This window comes from Pseudomonas sp. 10(2024) (assembly GCF_045164175.1).
Classification (GTDB): domain Bacteria; phylum Pseudomonadota; class Gammaproteobacteria; order Pseudomonadales; family Pseudomonadaceae; genus Aquipseudomonas; species Aquipseudomonas alloputida.
Window position 1 is genome coordinate 1878326 of the sequence record NZ_CP174006.1, and the last position, 16768, is coordinate 1895093.

General features: G+C 63.8%; 14 protein-coding genes. 6 read left to right on the forward strand and 8 right to left on the reverse strand.

Going from position 1 to position 16768, the window contains the following annotated elements; all coding sequences use genetic code 11:
• Positions 1-9: 9 nt before the first annotated feature.
• The 4 genes from ACI7M0_RS08480 to pvdM all read right to left on the reverse strand — a co-directional run bounded on the left by ACI7M0_RS08480 (position 10) and on the right by pvdM (position 4972).
• A complete protein-coding gene (locus ACI7M0_RS08480) occupies positions 10-1344 on the reverse strand; it encodes a lysine N(6)-hydroxylase/L-ornithine N(5)-oxygenase family protein (protein WP_104961111.1) in 1335 nt (444 codons plus the stop codon).
• A 115-nt stretch (positions 1345-1459) separates the two neighbouring features.
• A complete protein-coding gene (locus ACI7M0_RS08485) occupies positions 1460-2320 on the reverse strand; it encodes a formylglycine-generating enzyme family protein (protein WP_051101450.1) in 861 nt (286 codons plus the stop codon).
• A 14-nt stretch (positions 2321-2334) separates the two neighbouring features.
• Entirely contained in the window at positions 2335-3609 is a 1275-nt protein-coding gene (locus ACI7M0_RS08490; RefSeq protein WP_129933962.1) for an aminotransferase class V-fold PLP-dependent enzyme, read from the reverse strand.
• Positions 3610-3625: 16 nt separating this feature from the next.
• On the reverse strand, positions 3626-4972 hold the full coding sequence (pvdM, locus tag ACI7M0_RS08495; RefSeq protein ID WP_129933961.1) for a pyoverdine-tailoring dipeptidase-like protein PvdM: 1347 nt from the start codon (positions 4970-4972) through the stop codon (positions 3626-3628).
• A 220-nt stretch (positions 4973-5192) separates the two neighbouring features.
• On the opposite strand from pvdM, the gene ACI7M0_RS08500 reads away from it, so the two are divergent.
• Complete coding sequence (locus ACI7M0_RS08500) at positions 5193-6821, forward strand: twin-arginine translocation signal domain-containing protein (protein WP_129933960.1); 1629 nt, start codon at positions 5193-5195, stop codon at positions 6819-6821.
• Between the two features lie 114 nt (positions 6822-6935).
• On the opposite strand, the gene ACI7M0_RS08505 is transcribed toward ACI7M0_RS08500, so the two are convergent.
• From ACI7M0_RS08505 to ACI7M0_RS08520, 4 genes are all read right to left on the reverse strand, one after another.
• Entirely contained in the window at positions 6936-8264 is a 1329-nt protein-coding gene (locus ACI7M0_RS08505; protein WP_129934048.1) for an IS110-like element ISPpu9 family transposase, read from the reverse strand.
• Positions 8265-8658: 394 nt separating this feature from the next.
• Positions 8659-10062 carry an efflux transporter outer membrane subunit gene (locus ACI7M0_RS08510; protein WP_129933755.1) on the reverse strand — a complete coding sequence of 468 codons (1404 nt, stop codon included), beginning with the start codon at positions 10060-10062 and terminating at the stop codon, positions 8659-8661.
• A 3-nt stretch (positions 10063-10065) separates the two neighbouring features.
• Complete coding sequence (locus ACI7M0_RS08515; protein ID WP_129933754.1) at positions 10066-12030, reverse strand: MacB family efflux pump subunit; 1965 nt, start codon at positions 12028-12030, stop codon at positions 10066-10068.
• Complete coding sequence (locus tag ACI7M0_RS08520) at positions 12031-13209, reverse strand: efflux RND transporter periplasmic adaptor subunit (RefSeq protein ID WP_129933753.1); 1179 nt, start codon at positions 13207-13209, stop codon at positions 12031-12033.
• 214 nt (positions 13210-13423) lie between these two features.
• Here ACI7M0_RS08520 and ACI7M0_RS08525 point away from each other — a divergent pair, with 214 nt between their 5' ends.
• From ACI7M0_RS08525 to ACI7M0_RS08545, 5 genes are all read left to right on the forward strand, one after another.
• The gene (locus ACI7M0_RS08525) at positions 13424-13900 is read left to right on the forward strand and encodes a sigma-70 family RNA polymerase sigma factor (protein WP_129933752.1); all 477 of its coding nucleotides are present in this window, start codon (positions 13424-13426) and stop codon (positions 13898-13900) included.
• A gap of 168 nt (positions 13901-14068) precedes the next feature.
• Positions 14069-14548, forward strand: coding sequence for a histidine kinase (locus ACI7M0_RS08530; RefSeq protein ID WP_129933751.1), 480 nt, complete (start codon positions 14069-14071; stop codon positions 14546-14548).
• A gap of 72 nt (positions 14549-14620) precedes the next feature.
• Positions 14621-15946 (forward strand): MFS transporter, encoded by a 1326-nt coding sequence (locus ACI7M0_RS08535; protein WP_104961116.1) that lies wholly within the window; start codon positions 14621-14623, stop codon positions 15944-15946.
• A gap of 94 nt (positions 15947-16040) precedes the next feature.
• Entirely contained in the window at positions 16041-16337 is a 297-nt protein-coding gene (locus ACI7M0_RS08540; protein ID WP_023389615.1) for a type II toxin-antitoxin system MqsR family toxin, read from the forward strand.
• A gap of 2 nt (positions 16338-16339) precedes the next feature.
• Positions 16340-16741: a type II toxin-antitoxin system MqsA family antitoxin gene (locus ACI7M0_RS08545; RefSeq protein WP_019437852.1), complete on the forward strand. Its 402-nt coding sequence runs from the start codon at positions 16340-16342 to the stop codon at positions 16739-16741.
• Positions 16742-16768: the final 27 nt, after the last annotated feature.

The following is a 16768-nucleotide window of genomic DNA, read 5'->3' on the forward strand; positions in this document are numbered from 1 at the left end:
TTCCCGTCCTCAGGCGCAGGTCTGGCGCAGGCTGGCCGGCGCGTTGCTGGCCTGCTTGCCCAGGTGTTGGTAGAGCGACTGGCCGATCTCCGCCGCGCGTGCCGGCAATACCGACAGCAGCGTGTCGCTCAGGCCGTGGGAGGCTTCGCAGAACCCTTGCAGGTAGACGTTGGCGCCGAACTCAGGGTTGGCCAGCGCGCGGTAGTCGCGGTCCACCTCGAAGTCCTTCAGGTGCTGCTGCAGTGGCGCCAGCAATTCGCGGTGCGAGCGGCGTTCGTAGCCGGTGGCGAGGATCACCGCGTCGTAGCGGTGGGTCTGGCGCACATCGGTGGCCAGGTCGCGCAAGGTCAGCTCGATGCCTGCGGCAGTTTCCACCACATCTTCGATGGTGCGGCGGCACAGTACGGCGTGGCGGTGCTGATGGGCGACCTTCTGGCGGTAAAGGATGCCGTAGATGCGCTCGAGCAGGTCGACGTCGACTACCGAGTAGTTGGTGTTGTGGTATTCGCTGACTAGCTTCTCGCGCTCGGCGTGGGGCTGGTTGAACACCAGGTCGGTGTACTCGGGGGCGAAGATCTCGTTGACGAACGGGCTGTCGTCGGCCGGTTTGAGGGCCGAGGCGCGCAGGATCATGTCGACCTTGACCGATGGATAGCTGTCATTGAGATCGATGAAGGCCTCGGCGGCGCTCTGCCCGGAGCCGACCACGGCGATGCGCATCGGCTTGCCTTCGTTGCAAGGCAGCTGCTGCAGTGCGCTCAGGTACTGGGAGTGGTGGAATACCCGCGGGTCGTTCTTGAAGGCGCGGAAGGCGTCGGGGATCTTCGGCGTGCCGCCGCTGCCTACCACCACCGAGCGGGCACGGCGCTGGGTTTCACGGCCCTGCGGGTCGCGGGAGACGATGCGCAGGTGGTCGACCTTGCCCTCGCGTAGCTCAGGTTCGATGCGCAGCACTTCCTCGCCGTACACCGCCTGGGTGGCGAAGTGCTCGGCGGCCCAGCGCAGGTAGTCGTTGTACTCCAGGCGGCAGGGGTAGAAGGTGCCCAGGTTGATGAAGTCGGCCAGGCGCTGCTTCTGGTGCAGGTAGTTCACGAAGCTGTAGAGGCTGGTAGGGTTGCGCAGCGAAACCAGGTCCTTGAGGAAGGAGATCTGTAGCTCACTCTGGGTGGCCAGGGTGTTGCCGTGCCAGCGGTAGTCGGTCTGCTTGTCGATGAACAGGGCGTCGAGGGCGTGGCCGTTGGTCTCGGCGAGCTCTTCCAGGGCGATGGCCAGGGCCAGGTTGGAAGGGCCGAAGCCGACGCCGATGAGGTCGTGGATTTTTTCGGGGGAAGAGGTCTGGCTCATGGTTGCGGTTCCTTGGATGGTCGAGTGGGGCGCCGCTGAAGGGCGCCCCGTGTCCTGCGCAAGTACACCGATAGGAACGAGCCTGCTGGCGGAGAATTTACCGCCGCCGGGCGCTTTACAGCTCGCGGACCACGCGGAATCCGATCCAGTCGCCACGGTCGTCGCGCACTGTGGTGTTGCGGTTGCCCGAGCGCGAGAAGATCGGCGCCTCGCCCCAGTCGTTGCCGCGGATCGAGATCTGCCGGCAGTCGGCTTCCTTCCTGGCGCTGCCGTCGGCCGGCGCGCCGACATAGCTGTCGTGGTAACAGTCGGCAACCCACTCGTAGACGTTGCCGTGCATGTCGTACACGCCGAAGGCATTGGCCGGGAAACTGCCCACCGGTGAGCTGTAGCTGAAGCCGTCCTTGGGGCCGTAGACGTTGGCGTTCTTGCTGATCTCGAGATTGGCGTCCGGCTCGAACGGGAACATGCCGGTGCTGCCGCCGCGTGCGGCGTATTCGCGCTGGGCTTCGCTGACCATGGCGTAGTGCTTGCCGGTCTTCTTCGACAGCCAGGCCACATAGTGCTCGATGTCTTCGTAGCTCATGCACACCGCCGGCTGGCGAGGGCCTTGCTGGTAGCTGGGCTTGCTGTTGGTGCAGCGCCGTCCGGGACGATCGTCGCCGTCGGCGATGACGATGCCGGTGGCCTTCTGGTAGTCGGCCCATTCACCGGCGGTGATCTGGAAACGGCTGATGGCGAACGGTTTGGCGAAGGTCACCGGATGCTGCGGACCTTCGTCGTCCTGGCGGCCCATCTCGTCGGGCGGGGTGCCCATGGTGAAGGTGCCGGCGGGCAGCACGACCATTTCCGGGCAGGTCTTGTCGCAGTCGCGGAACACCGTGCCGGGCTTGTCCGACGGCTGCGCGGCCAGGGCCGGCAGGCTGCAGGCGGCCAGCACGGCGGCCAGGGTGAGGCGGTGCAGAGGTGCGCTCATGGAAGATGCCTTGTTCAAAGTTGCTGGGTAATGAGGGACATGGCCCGGTCTATCTGCTGCTCGTCGTTGAGCAGGCTTGGCGCCAGGCGGATCACCGGGCCGACGTCGCGATATACGGCGTCGCACATCACCTTGTTGGTGGTGAGGTGCGCGGCGACGGCGTCGGCATCACGATCCTTGATGCGGAAGAAGGTGAAACCGGCGGAGAACTGTTCGCTGCGCGGGGTCACCAGCTGGATCTGGCGGTGCTCGAGCAGGCGCTGTTTGAGCAGGCTGTTGAGCTGGTGGATGCGCTGCTGCACCTCGGCCTTGCCCAACTGCAGGTGCAGCTTGAACGCTTCGCCGGCGGCCCAGCGGTGCTCGAAGGCGTGGTAGCCGCCCGGGGTCATGATGGTGGCGAAGTCCTCATCGCGGGAGAAGGTGGCGACGCTGGGCACCAGGTGCTGCATGCCGGTGGAGGCGGCGCAGATGATCCCGGTGCCGCGCGGGCCGAACATCCACTTGTGGGTACCGGCGATGAAGTAGTCGCAGTTGAAGTCGGCGAAGCGGGCGTTCTCCACGCCGAAGCCATGCACGCCGTCGACCACATACAGGATGCGCTCGGCTTCGCTGCGCTCGCGGTTGTGTCGGCGCACCAGTTCACCGATCTCGCCCACCGGCAGCTTGACGCCGCTGCCAGAGTGCACCCAGGTCATGCCCAGCACCCGGGTGTTGGGCTTGATGGCCTTGTCGAGGATGCTCAGCACCTGGTCGGTGGAGACCGTCCATGGGTCGTCGAACAGGCGGATCTGGCGCACCGCGGTGCCCTGGCGCTGGTTGCGGAACTCCAGCGCCTTCTGTGCGGAATAGTGTTCGTGCTCGGTAATCAGGATCTCCTGCCCGGCGCCGACTTTGAGGCCGCCATAGATCATCGCCAGGCCTTCGGTGGTGCTGCCGGTCAGGGCGATCTGGCGCGGGCCGACCTCCAGGTAGCGTGCGGCCCACTCGCGTACTTCATCCTCGCGCTGCCATTCGTACTGGCTTTCCCAGTCCATCAGCGCGGCGGGGTTGCGGTCGAGGTCGGCGCGGTGGCGGTCGATGGCGGCCTGCACCGGGCGTGGGTGGGCGGTGACCAGGAAGTTGGCGAAGTGCGCCACGTTGGGGGCGAGGGGGAACAGCTCACGCAGGTTGCGCCATTTGTCGGCGCCGCTCAGCGGCTTGTCGGGGCTATCGGCCAGGGCCTGGGGCAGCAGCGGCAGGCTGGCGGCCAGCAGGCCAGCCTGCTTGAGAAAGGTGCGACGGTTGCTCATGGAAGACAGGCTCGACTCAACGGTTGGCGACGGGGTGGGCGGCTTTCTGCACTTGCTCCCAGGCGCGCAGGAAGTTGCCTGCCCAGAGTTTCGCGATGTCCGTTTCGCTGTAGCCTCGGGTCAGCAGCTCGGCGGTGACGTTGCGGATTTCGCCGACGTTGTTCCAACCGTCCAGGCCGCCGCCGTCGTTGAAATCCGAGCTGATGCCGACATGGTCGATGCCGACTTTCTTCACCGTATAGTCGATGGCGTCGACGTACTGCGCGAGAGTAGCCTTGGGTTCTTCTTCCAGAGTGCTGTACAGCGCGCTTGCGTATTCGCCGAAACGCGCTTCGGGCCAGATGGCGATCACCGCATCGCCCGGCATCAGGGCGTTGGCCAGGCCCTGCAGGGGTTGCAGGTCGAAGCGCGCGCGCAGGGCGTCGAGTTTTTCCATCACCGGCTTGCTCAGGGGCTTGAGGTACTGGCCGAAGCCGACCACCTGGATGACACCGCCGCTGTCCTTGATCAACTGCATCTCCTTGTCGGAGAGGTTGCGAGGGATGTCTACCAGCGCCCGGGGCGCGGAGTGCGAGGCGACCATTGGTGCGCGGGTAAGGCGGGCGACATCTTCAAGCGCCAGGGTGGACATCTGCGATACGTCGATGATCACGCCCAGATCGTTGAGGCGCTTGACCGCCTGCTTACCCAGCGGCGACAGGCCACCGAGGGCATCGGCGGTGTCGTTGAAGAACGGCAGTGGGCGCGAGGAATCGGCCCAGTCGTTGTTGCCTGTGTAGCTGAAGCCGAACATGCGCATGCCGCGCGCAGCCCACAAGTCCAGCTGCGACAGGTCGTGGCCCAGTGGGTAGGCGTTGAGCATGCTGATGAAGATGGCGAACTTGCCTTCGCCATTGAGCCGGCGGAAGTCATCGGGGGTGTAGGCGATGCCGACCTGGTTGGGAAAGTCCCGGACCATCCCGCTGATGATCTTGTAGCGAGCTTCCTGTTCCTGCCGGGCGGCATCGACGAAGCCGGGGGTAGGGCGGTGCGGGGCGTTTGGGCCGTTCCAGATTTCCGGCCAGCCGAAGATGGTCAGCGCCGCACCGGACAGGCGACCACGGTTGGCCTTGACCAGGTCGAACTGGCCCGGGCCGTCCTTGTCGATTTCGTGGCCGGCACTGCCCAGTTCGAGGGGCACGGTGACATGGCTGTCGAACGACAGCATGTGCTCGTGCAGGTCGTTGGCCTGTTGCACGATTTTCAGCGGGTAGCCGGCGTGCTGCTGTTGCCAGAAGAAATAGCCGGCGGCACCCCCCAGGGCGGCCACCAGGGCCAGGGGTAGGCCGATGTACAGGGCCTTGCGGGAACGGGTCTTGGTCATTGCCATCTCGTTGCACGATTGATCGGGGCGGCCTGCCGACATGAAGCGTGCTGCTTGGGCAGGGCTTGGGTATCAGGTGAACGAGCGACGGCCGGGCAAATTTATCGCCAGCTTCGAACCAGGCGGAGTCACGCCTGGCGCTAAATTTCGCCGATGGCGCAACGTTTTAGCCTTGGACGGGCCGTGCTCCACGGCCGCAATGAATGCTCAGGTAGTTGCAATGACGATTTCTCGACGCGGGTTCATCGCCGGTGTGGCATTGGCAGGCGTGGCGGTGCCCGGCGCGATGTATGCGCAGCACGTGCAACGCCAGCGGTTTGACGAGCAGTTTCCGGAAACCCCCGGCGAGGCGGTGGTGGAACTGGCCGACGCGGCGCTGCAGCAATTGGGCGACACCTTGCGCGGTATCTGGCGTTTTACCCTGCAAGGGGAAGATGCCGGGCTGCCCGGCCTGCCTGAGGGTGAGTTGGAAATGTTTCTCGATGTTGCCCCAAGTGGCCGCGGCCTGCGTGGTTACCTGGACACGCCTGAGCGCCTGCGTGGCTCCGAGGAGCCACGTTACCGAGTGCTTGGTGACCTGCTGGTGGATACGAACAGGGCCTTGCGTTGGCGGCTGTTTCCTACCTGGCCGGGGGAAGACCAGGCGGGCTACCAGTGCACGGTGGTGCTCGACGAAGTCTGGGGTGGGTTCGGTAATGCCGGGCAGGCCACCCTGAATGGGCGCATCGCGGCGCTGGGGCGTTCGTTGACCCTACCCGTGCAGGACAACAAATTTCTTGCGCTCAAGCGCAGTTTCCCCGAGGCACGCGAGCGCACGCCTTTGTCCTCGGCCTTGCTGGCCTGGCTGATTGCGCCGGAGCACCGTCTGTTCCACCAGTTGTGGCATGCCTCGCGTGACAAGTGGCACAACCTCGACAAGGACAAGCAGGCGGCCCTACGCGGCTTGGGTTGGCAGCCTGGGCCGCGCGACCAGGAGCGTGACGCCCGTGGCCGGCACAAGGATCGCAATGGCTCGGGCGAGGACTTTTTCTTCATGCACCGACACATGCTGCGTGCCGCTCGGGCCATCCAGGACCTGCCGTCATGGGCGCGTTTCCCACTCCCGCAGCCAGAGCTCGAACGCGACCGCGTCGGCTTCGCCAGCTATTTCGACAACCATGACGGTACGGCCTTGCCACCCACCTGGCTGGCTTCGGACGATGCCGCCTATACCCAGTGGGTGCGCGATATCAAGACGCCGGATACCTTCCACGGTAACTTCCAGGTCTGGGAGTCGAGGTACACCGACCCGCATTACCTGAGCACCCTCACCCTAGGGCAGTTCGGTTCGCAGATGGAGTTGGGCCTTCACGATTGGTTGCACATGCGCTGGGCCTCGGTGCCGCGCGACCCGTCCAGCGGCTTGCCGGTGCCGTTCGCGCGCCAGCCGGAGGACTTTGCCGCACGCTGGTTCGAAGCGGAAAACGACTTTCTCGGCGACCCGTTCTCGTCCCATGTCAACCCGGTGTTCTGGCGCTTCCATGGTTGGATCGATGACCGTATCGAAGATTGGTTCCGCGCCCATGAGCGCGCGCATCCCGGCCAGGTGCGGCGCACCGAGGTCAACGGTGTACCGTGGTTCGCGCCGGGGCGTTGGGTAGAGGTAGCCGACCCATGGCTGGGGCCGGATACCCATGGCTGTTCGACTGTGCCGGGGCTGCGGCCGGGCCGCAGTGTGGAGATGGACCCAGAGACCATGAAGCTGGCGCTGCGTATCATCTTCGCTGATGACGACCTGTTTGCCAGCTTGCGGCCGAAGGTGCCGCAGCGGCCCTGGTATGCCCGCAACCTGAAACTGGCGCGGCGCTGACACCGTGCGGGTTTAGCCTAATGCCAGTGTTAGGTAATCTTGGGCCGCTTTGCGGCCCATCGCCGGCAAGCCAGCTCTCATCAAACAAAATGCAACCCATTGTTTTCTAAGCACTCAGGCGGCCACCAGTTGATACCCCAGTTTCCGGGCTTTGCGAAGCAAAGCCCGGACCTGCCGGTCTTGGCTTCTGGCTTCGAACTCCTCAAGACCTTGTTCAACATAAGCCTGCTTCTTGGTTAACAGGTTGTACACCAGACGTGCCAACTGATGCGCAGTGGCTTTGATGGCGCAGCTGGTATCCATTCGAGTCAGTCTGGCTCGGTGCGATGCGCCAATGAAACCCTTGTCGTTACGGGCATTGGATGCAGCCTGCTTGAGTGCTTGAGCTGCTCGATTGACTATTTTGGGCCCGCCACCTGCCAGTCGATGACCGCCGGAAATTCGGGTAGGGGGAGCCAGTCCCAACCAAGAGCAGAAGTGCTGTGAGGACGGGAATCGTGATAGATCTGTACCGATCTCCCCTCCCAGCACTAATGCAGTGTCCACCCCAATGGTTGGAATTGCGGTTAGGTCCACGCCAAGAACTTTCCACAATGTCTGATGCAATTCAGTCTGTTGGGCACCGTTTCGGTGTGGGCTCCGTAAAGGCTTATTGGATGGCTCTGGCTTGTTTTGCAGCACCGGCAACTGCTCTAGCGCGGATTTTATGGCGTCGTCACAATCAGCAATTTGCTGCTCCAGGAAGTCATAGGCAGCCAATTCCTGAGTTAGCGCATGCAAATGCTCGCGCCGCCAATTGCCATGAAGACTCCGAGCGACAGCCTCCTTGCCTGCCTTGATGCGGCGGTCGGTTAGTTCAGCCAATTGCGATGGGTCCCGTTCACCTGCGCAGATGGCTCGCAAAATCTTCATGCCAGTTACGCCGGAAATATCACTGATGACATTGGCCAGCTGGATGTTCATTTGGCTCATGGCCTTTTGCATCCGGTTCAGCGTCTGCGCCTGGTCTTTCACTTTGGAAGCACGCTGCCTGACCAATGACCGGACGCAGCAGGTCAGATCATCGGGGCGGAATGCGCCTCTGAGCAGTCCATGAGTCATCAGCTGCCAAATCCACTGGCAATCCAGCACATCTGATTTACGGCCCGTGATTTGTCGAGTTGCTCTGGCATTGACGAGATAAACCTCAAAACCGCGCTCGCTGAGAATCTCGTAAATTGGAATCCAATAAACTCCCGTGGATTCCATGGCAACGACCTTGATCCCCAGGCTTTCAAGCCAGTTAGCCATCTTGAGCAGGTCGTCAGTAAAGGACGTGAACGACTGGACGGGATTTTCGTGCCGGGGATCGACCGCCACGAAATGCTCTCGACCACCGACATCGATCGCCGCGCAATCGGGATGGACGACGGTAAAGCGTTGCTTGGAAGGCTTGCGCGCCATGATGAATCCTCGCAGGATAAAGGGCGCGCGGGGCACACGGTGGCGAAAGGGTTCACTCTCTCATACGTGGTCACAGCTGAATCAGCTAATGCCTACAGGGACTTCACGCCGATACCGTGCGGATCACTCTCCCACGCGGGTGTGCGGACACACACCAGTGCTGGCTACGATCTCTGTCCCGCGCACACGAACCCTAACAAAGCAAAAGGCGGCTGGCCCTACCGGGCCAACCGCCTTTTCTTTTTCAAAATGTCAGCGTCGCTGCGGATCTGAAGCCGTACACCTCATGTTTGCTGCGCGACAGCGCAGCCCGGAAGGGCTGGGTGATCTCCCACAGGAATCCCGTAATTACCTGTGGGAGATCACCCAGCCCCTTGACGCTATCTGACAGGCATCAGCGCTCGACCTGCCAGCCACCTCCCAATGCCTTGTACAACGCTACGCTGCCCTGCAGCCGAGCCAGGTGCAGTTGCGCCTGTTGGTCCTGGGCGACATACAGCGTGCGCTGGGTTTCCAGCACGGTCAGCAACGTCTCGGCGCCGGCGCTGTAGCGCTGCTGCGCAAGGTCGAAGGCGGTGCGGGCTTCCTGTACCTCCTGGTCCTGCCACTGCTGCTGGCGGTCTACGCCATGGATCGCATTGAGCGCTTTTTCCACGTCGGCGAAGCCTGCCAGGATTGCGGCGCGATAGTCGTGCAGCAGCTCTTCCTGTTCGGCACTGGCCAGTTCGCGTTCGGCGCGCAGGCGGCCGTTGTTGAAGATGGGTGCGACAATGCCGGCAGTCAGGGTATAGAAGGGGCTGTCGAGAATATCGCCGAAGGTCCGTGCACCGCTGCCCAGGTCCGCTCCCAGGGTCAGCTTGGGCAACATGGCGGCCCTCGCCACTTGTACGTTGGCGCTGGCGGCGGCCAGTCGGGCCTCGGCAGCGGCAATGTCGGGGCGCCGGCCGAGCAGGTCGCTGGGCACGCCGCTGCCGATCGCCGGCCAGCGCAGGGCGCCGATCGATTCGTTGGTGTCCGGCAATGCCTGCACCGGATCACCGAGCAAGGTGGCGAGGGTGACCCGGTTGTCCTGCCATTGCTGCTCCAGCAGGGGCACCTGGCGCTCTTGTGCCGCCACCAGGCTGCGTTGCTGCGCCAGCTCCAGTCGCGTGGCCGAGCCAGAACGCTGGCGTGCCTCGACCAGGCCCAGCACGTCCCGGGCGTTTTTGAGGTTGAGGCGAGCGATACGCAGCTGTTCCTCCAGGGCCAGGCCCTGTAGGTAGCTATCGGCGACGGCGCTGGTCAGGGTCAGCTCCACCGTCTGGCGATCGAAGCGGCTGGCGTCCAGGCCATGCAGGGCGCTGTCGCGGGCGGCGCGGATGCCGCCCCAGAAATCGACCTCGTAGCTGGCGCTCAAGCGTGTGCCGAGTGAGGTACTGGTGCGCTCGCTGCTGCTGGCGTCGAGTTGGTCGTTGCCGTCGCCGCGCAACAGGCGCTGGCGGCTGCCGTCCAGGCCGAACGTCAGTTCCGGCAGCAGCGGAGCGCCGGCGATCACGGCTTGGGCTTGGGCCTGGCGCACCCGTGCCGCGGCGGCGGCCAGGTCGTGGCTGTTGTGCCGGGCGCGTTCGATCAGACGGTCCAGCTCGCGGCTGGCGAAGGCTTGCCACCAATGGGCATCCGGCAGGGTCTGGCTGGGAGCGTCGGCACGGGATTGCCAGGTTGGCGGCGCGGCAATACCGGCCTCGGGGGCGGGCGGTGTGCTGCAGGCGGCCAGGGCCAGGCTGAGGGTCAACAGGCTGATGCGGCTTGGCAATGTCATGGGCTATACGCTGGTAAGGGCTTTGACCGGATCGAGGCGAGCAGCCTTGCGGGCCGGCATGAAACCGAACACCACGCCGGTGATGACGGCGCAGGTGAAGGCGCCGAGAATGGCGGGTAGGGCGAATGCCACGGCGATGCCGGCGAGCATCAGGCCGCCACCGATGCACAGTGCCAGCACGATACCCGTCACCCCGCCGACCATTGACAGCATCACCGCCTCGCTGAGGAACTGACGCAGGATATCGCGCTGACGGGCGCCGGTGGCCATGCGGATGCCAATCTCGCGGGTACGTTCGCGCACGGTCATGAGCATGATGTTCATCACGCCGATACCGCCGACCAGCAGGGAAATCGCGGCGATGGCACCGAGCATCAGCGACAGGCTGTTCTGGGTGCGCGCTTCGGCCTGGATCAGTGCGGCGTCGTTGGTCAGTTCGAAGTCCTGCTTGCCTTGATGGCGCTGGCGCATCAGGTGGGCGATTGCCCGCTCGGTCTCACTAACCCGGCTCGAATCGGCAGCTGCGATGATCACGTATTCCGGGTCTTGCTTGCCGAACAGGCGCACGGACGCGGCGGAGTAGGGCACCACGATGCGCTCGTCGCTGTCCTGGTCGCCGGAGCTGGCACCTTTGCCGGCGAGCAGGCCGACCACTTGGAAGGGCACGTTGCCGATCAGCAGGTACTGGCCCAGCGGATCGCTGCCAGGCTCCATGAGCTTGTCCCGGACCTTCTGGCCGATCACCGCGACGGCGGCGGCAGCCTGTTCGTCAGCTTCGGTGAAGAAGTTGCCTTCGACGACTGGCCAGTTGAGGATCTCGGAGAACTGGGTGTTATTGCCGCCGACGTAGAACTGCTGGTTGTTGTTGCCGTGGCGCACGGTCAACTGGTCGCCGATCACCGGCATGATGCGCTGGACCTGGGGTAACTGGGCGATGGCGGCGACATCGTCCAGCGTGACGATGCCGGCCGGTTCGCGCAGCGTGGCGTGGCGGCCACTGAGGTAGAGGATGTTCGAGCCGAACGCCGCCATCTGCGCCATGACCTGGCGCTTGCTGCCTTCGCCGACAGCCAGCATCACTACCACCGAGGCCACGCCGATGACGATGCCGAGCAGGGTCAGGGCGGTGCGGAAGCGGTTGATCCACATGACCCGCCAGGCCGCTTGCAGGGCTTCGAGCAATTCGCCCTTCCAGGCCCCGCGCAAGGTGGCGCCGCGGTCCAGTCGCTGGCGCAGGTCGTCGGCCTGCAGGCCTGGATGCGTTTCGTCGGGGGGCTGGTCGGCCGCCGAGTCGCTGATCATCAGGCCGTCGCGGATCTCGATCACCCGTCGCGCCCGGGCCGCTACTTCACGGTCGTGGGTGATGAGGATGATCACATGGCCCTGGCTGGCCAGCTCGCCGAGCAGGGCCATGACTTCGGCGCCGCTGTGGCTGTCCAGGGCGCCGGTGGGTTCGTCGGCGAGGATGATGTGGCCGCCGTTCATCAGGGCTCGGGCGATCGACACCCGCTGTTGCTGGCCGCCAGACAACTGGTGCGGCCGGTTGCCCGTGCGGCTGGCCAGGCCGAGGCGTTCGAGCAGGGCTGCGGCGCGGGCATGGCGCTCGGCGGCCGGGGTGCCGGCATAGATGGCTGGCATTTCGACGTTTTCCTGGGCCGAGCCGGAGGGGATCAGGTGGTAGCCCTGGAATACGAAACCAAAGGCTTCGCGCCGCAGCCAAGCCAGTTCGTCGCTGTCCAGTTCGGCAACGTCCTTGCCAGCGAAGCGAAAACTACCGCTGGTGGGGCGATCGAGGCAGCCAAGGATGTTCATCAGGGTCGACTTGCCCGAGCCGGAGGCGCCGACGATGGCGACGAACTCGCCAGGGTGGATGCTCAGGCTGATGCCGCGCAGCACTTCCACCTTCGGCGAATCGATGCCGCCGTAGTGCTTGCGGATGTCAGTGAGTTCAATCAGGGGCGCTGTCATTCAACCTCCGCTGGCGGCTGGGGCGCCGATGACCAGTTGCTCGCCTTCGGCGAGGCCATCGAGTATCTGTACACGCAGGCGGTCGCTCAGGCCGGTGCGCACCTTGCGCTGTTCAATCTTGCCGTCACGGGTGAACACCTGGGCCAGGCGCAGGCCTTCGTCTTCGGCATCATCCAGGGCTGCCAGCGGCGCCGTGAGCACTTGGCTGGCCTGGCCGGCGACGAAGAATACCTGGGTGGTCATTTCGGCCATCAGGGCCCCATCCGGGTTTTCCACATCGAGCAGCACGGTGTATTGCACCACTTGGGCGCCAGTTGTGCCGGCGGTGACGCTGGCGGGGCTGCCACCGCCCTGACTGGTCTGATCCAGCGGCCTGGGCGGGATCGGCAGGATTTGGCGCACAGTGCTGGTCCAGCGGCGCTTGCCGCCGGCCAGGGTGGTGAAGTAGGCGGTCATGCCGGGTCTGACCTTGCCGATGTCGGCTTCGGACACCTGTGCCCAGACGGTCATCGGCGAGAGTTTGGCGATGCGCAAGATCAGCGGTGTTTGCTGCTGGGCGTTGAGCGTTTGGCCTTCGCGGGCATCCACCGCCACCACAGTGCCGTCCATGGGCGCATAGATGCGGGTGTAGCCCAGCTCTGCCTGGTCGCTGCGCAGGCTGGCCTGGGCCTGGAGGATCTGCGCCTGGTACATGTCGATGCGGGCCTGGGTCACCTTGAGCTGGGCATCGGCGATTTGCAGGTCTTCCTCGCGGGTGGCACCGGCATCGGCCAGGTCGCGCTGGCGCTTGAGTTGTTGCTGGGCCAGGCGGTACTGGGCACGCTGCTCGGCCAACTGGGCCTTGAGGTTTTCGATCGAGTATCGGCCGGCATCAAGCCTGGCCTGCTGGGTGGAAGGGTCGATTTCCACCAGCAACTGGCCTTGGCGGACCTGGTCGCCCGCTTCTACATGCAGGCGACGGATCTGCCCGGAGGCCTGGGCGCCGACGTCCACATAGCGGCGTGGTTGCAGCGTGCCGAGGGCGGTGACGCTGCTTTCTATATCGGCGCGGGTCACGGCCACGGTGTTGACCGGATGATTGTCCAAGGGCAGGGTCTTCCAGGCCAGCAGGCTGCCCAGGCCAATCAGGCCCAGGCCACCGAAGAGGATGCGGCGGCGAGTATTGGGTAAGCGTCTCATGCGGACTTCCAGCCATGGATGTTGGCCATACGCAGCCAATCGAGGCGCGCAGGGAGGTCCCAGTTAGACGAAGACGAGTGGGCGGGATTTACCCCCACTGGAGGGGGGAGGCTGTGTGTTGCTGAGAATAATTATAATTTGTAAGATTGCAAGCTGATATCACACACTCCCGCGCCTCTGCCGCCGTCCAGGCAGGGTGGCGCCAGGTACCGTCGTGGAACATTATTATCGTGAACTGGTGAGCTTCCTTTCCGCACGCCTTGGCAGTCGCCAAGCGGCGGAAGACGTTGCCCACGATGCATACCTGCGGGTACTGGAGCGCACCGACACCGAGCGCATCGATCACCCGCGTGCCTTCCTCTACCGCACCGCGCTAAACCTGGTGGTCGACCGCCACCGCCGCCACCTGGTGCGCCAGACCGAGCCGCTGGAGGTGCTGGATAGCGACGAGCGCTGGCATACTCCGGCGCCGGCCCACGACATGCAGCAGGACCAGCGCCTGGCGCTGATGCGGCGTGCCCTGGATGAGCTGAGCAAGGTCTGCCGCGAGTGCTTCTTGCTGCGCAAGCTCGACGGCCTGTCGCACCAGCAGATCGCCGATCGGCTGGGCATCTCGCGCAGCCTGGTGGAAAAGCACATCGTCAATGCCATGAAGCACTGCCGGGTGCGCATGCGGCAATGGGAATCCTGATTGCCAGGTTAAAGGCAAATGCAAATTCCGTCAGTCAATCACTTGATTTATGCGGCTTTCCCGACTTCTATCAAAGAAGACCGCTGCCAGGCATGGCCCTGGCAATAGCCGTTACCGGCGCAGTATGGTCATGGAGCGTGCCCATTACCTAATGGCCCAGGTCCGACCATGGCAAACAAGACCCTGCGCATCCTCATCGCCGATGCACACCCGTGCCAGCGCCTGCAACTGGAGCGGTTGCTCAATGGCCTGGGCTATTACCGGATAGCCCCCGTGGATAGCTTCGAGGAACTGCAGCGCCTGGTGCAGTGCGCCTTGCAGCCCTTTCACCTGTTGCTGGGCAATATCGAGTTGGCCAGCCATTGTGGCGTAGATCTGGAACGCTTCTGCCGCGTCAGCACACAAATCCAGCATGCCCTGCTTTACCATTCCAGCCAGTTGAAAGTGCCAGCAGTGCCGCAGACCGAGCGCCAGGCGGTCAGCCTGAGCCTGCCTCAGGCGCCCGATAACGAGGCGCTGGAGACGTTCATGGCAATCATCGACGCCCCGGTGGTGGTCGGCAAGCTACCGCTGCCGGGCACGCTGCCAGCCAGTACAGCGCGGCCACGGCCGCGAGCCAACTTCGCGCATACGGTGTTCAGCCGCTAGCGGTGCTGCCGGCGGGGCAATCGGGCAGCTATTTGTTATGCTCTTGCCCTTTGCCGATCTGCGGACCCTGCCATGACTGCCATCGATACCGCTCGCCCGCCCCGGTTCAGCCGCGGCGACCATCGGACCCTGGGCCTGGCGGCGCTGGGCGGCGCGCTGGAAATCTACGACTTCATCATTTTCGTGTTCTTCGCGCTGACCCTCAGCCAGCTGTTCTTCCCGCCGGAGATGCCCGAATGGCTGCGCCTGCTGCAAAGCTTCGGGATCTTCGTCACCGGCTATCTGGCGCGGCCGCTGGGCGGCATCCTGATGGCGCACTTCGCCGACCATCTGGGGCGCAAGCGGGTATTCAGCCTGAGCATCCTGATGATGGCCCTGCCGTGCCTGCTGATCGGAGTGATGCCGACCTATGCCGACATCGGCTATGCCGCCCCGCTGATCCTGTTGGCCTTGCGCATCCTCCAGGGTGCTGCCGTAGGCGGTGAAGTGCCAAGCGCCTGGACGTTCGTTGCCGAGCACGCGCCAAACGGGCGGCGCGGCTATGCCCTGGGCTTTCTGCAGGCCGGGCTGACCTTCGGCTACCTGCTGGGGGCGCTGACCGCAACCTTGCTGGCGCAACTGTTCACTCCGCAGGAAATCCTCGATTACGCCTGGCGCTACCCGTTCCTGTTGGGTGGGGTGTTCGGTGTGATTGGTGTGTGGCTGCGCCGCTGGCTCAGTGAAACACCGGTGTTCCTCGCCTTGCGCGCGCGCCAGGAGCAACCTGTGACGTTTCCGCTGCGGCGAGTGCTGGGCGAGCACCGCCGGGCGTTGATCCCTGCCGCGTTGCTGACCTGTGTGCTGACCTCGGCGGTGGTGGTGCTGGTGGTGATCACGCCGACGGTGATGCAGCAGCGTTTCGGCATGAGTGCCGGGCACACCTTCGCGCTGAGCAGCGTGGGCATCGTCTTCCTCAACATTGGCTGCGTGCTGGCCGGGCTGCTGGTCGACCGTGTGGGTGCCTGGCGCGCGCTGATGCTGTATAGCCTGTTGCTGCCGCTGGGTATCGGCGCGTTGTACGCCAGCCTGGTGGGGCAGTGGGGCATGACCTGGCTGGCCTATGCGCTGGCGGGGTTGAGCTGCGGCGTGGTGGGGGTGGTGCCCTCGGTGATGGTGGGGCTGTTCCCGGCGCAGATCCGCGTATCGGGCATTTCCTTCACCTACAACGTGGCCTACGCATTGTGGGCCAGTACCACGCCGTTGGCACTGATTGCGCTGATGCCGTGGAGCCCGTGGGTGTGTGTCGGGTTTTGTCTGATCATGGGCGCGGTGGGGCTGCTGACGGCCTTGTATTTCGGGCGTCGTGAGCCTTTGGTGTTTGCGGCGGAGCCGATACCGGTCATGTGCGGCGACAAATGAGCCGGTAACGGCTGCGCGACACTGGGGCAGACTTCCAGGTGGGGGCTATTGGAATAACCTATTAGCCAAATTTAACCTGGAAGGTTAATTTCTCATGGAAAAGAGAACGCCTCATTGCCCGCTGGAGCGGGTAAGAGCACTGGTGGGCGCTGGCCGCATCAGCCCTACAACCGCTTCCTTACGAGGCGCTCAGGCCTTGGGAATGGAATATGCGGACATGCTGGAGGTCATCACCGGTCTGGAGCGCAGAGATTTCTACAAAAGCATGACCAGTTATGCCGACCACCGCGTTTGGCAAGATGTCTATCGGCCGCTTACGGTAAAGGGATATCTGTACCTGAAACTGTCAGTGGTAGATGACGCGCTCATCGTGTCTTTCAAGGAGTTGTGAACATGAGATGCCCAATTTGCGGAGGTGCCGAGCTCGCGCTAGACACTCAGGACATGCCCTACCGGTATAAGGGGGAATCGACCCTGATACCTGATGTGACGGGCGATTACTGTTCTGTCTGTGGTGAGGCAGTGCTAAGTCATGACGAGGCTATGCGAGTCAGCGATCTGATGTCTGCCTTCAATCGCCAAGTCAATGCTCTAGACGTTGATCCCGATTTCATCGTTTCCGTACGCAAGAAATTTGATCTGGATCAGCGGGAGGCTGGGGAAATATTCGGTGGAGGAGTCAATGCTTTTTCACGTTATGAGAATGGCAAAACCAAACCGCCGGTGGCGCTGATCAAATTGTTCAAGTTGCTCGACCGTCACCCGGAGCTCTTTGAGGAAGTCAGGACTGCGTGAGGCGGTTGCCCGGCCTTGCTTGGGTTT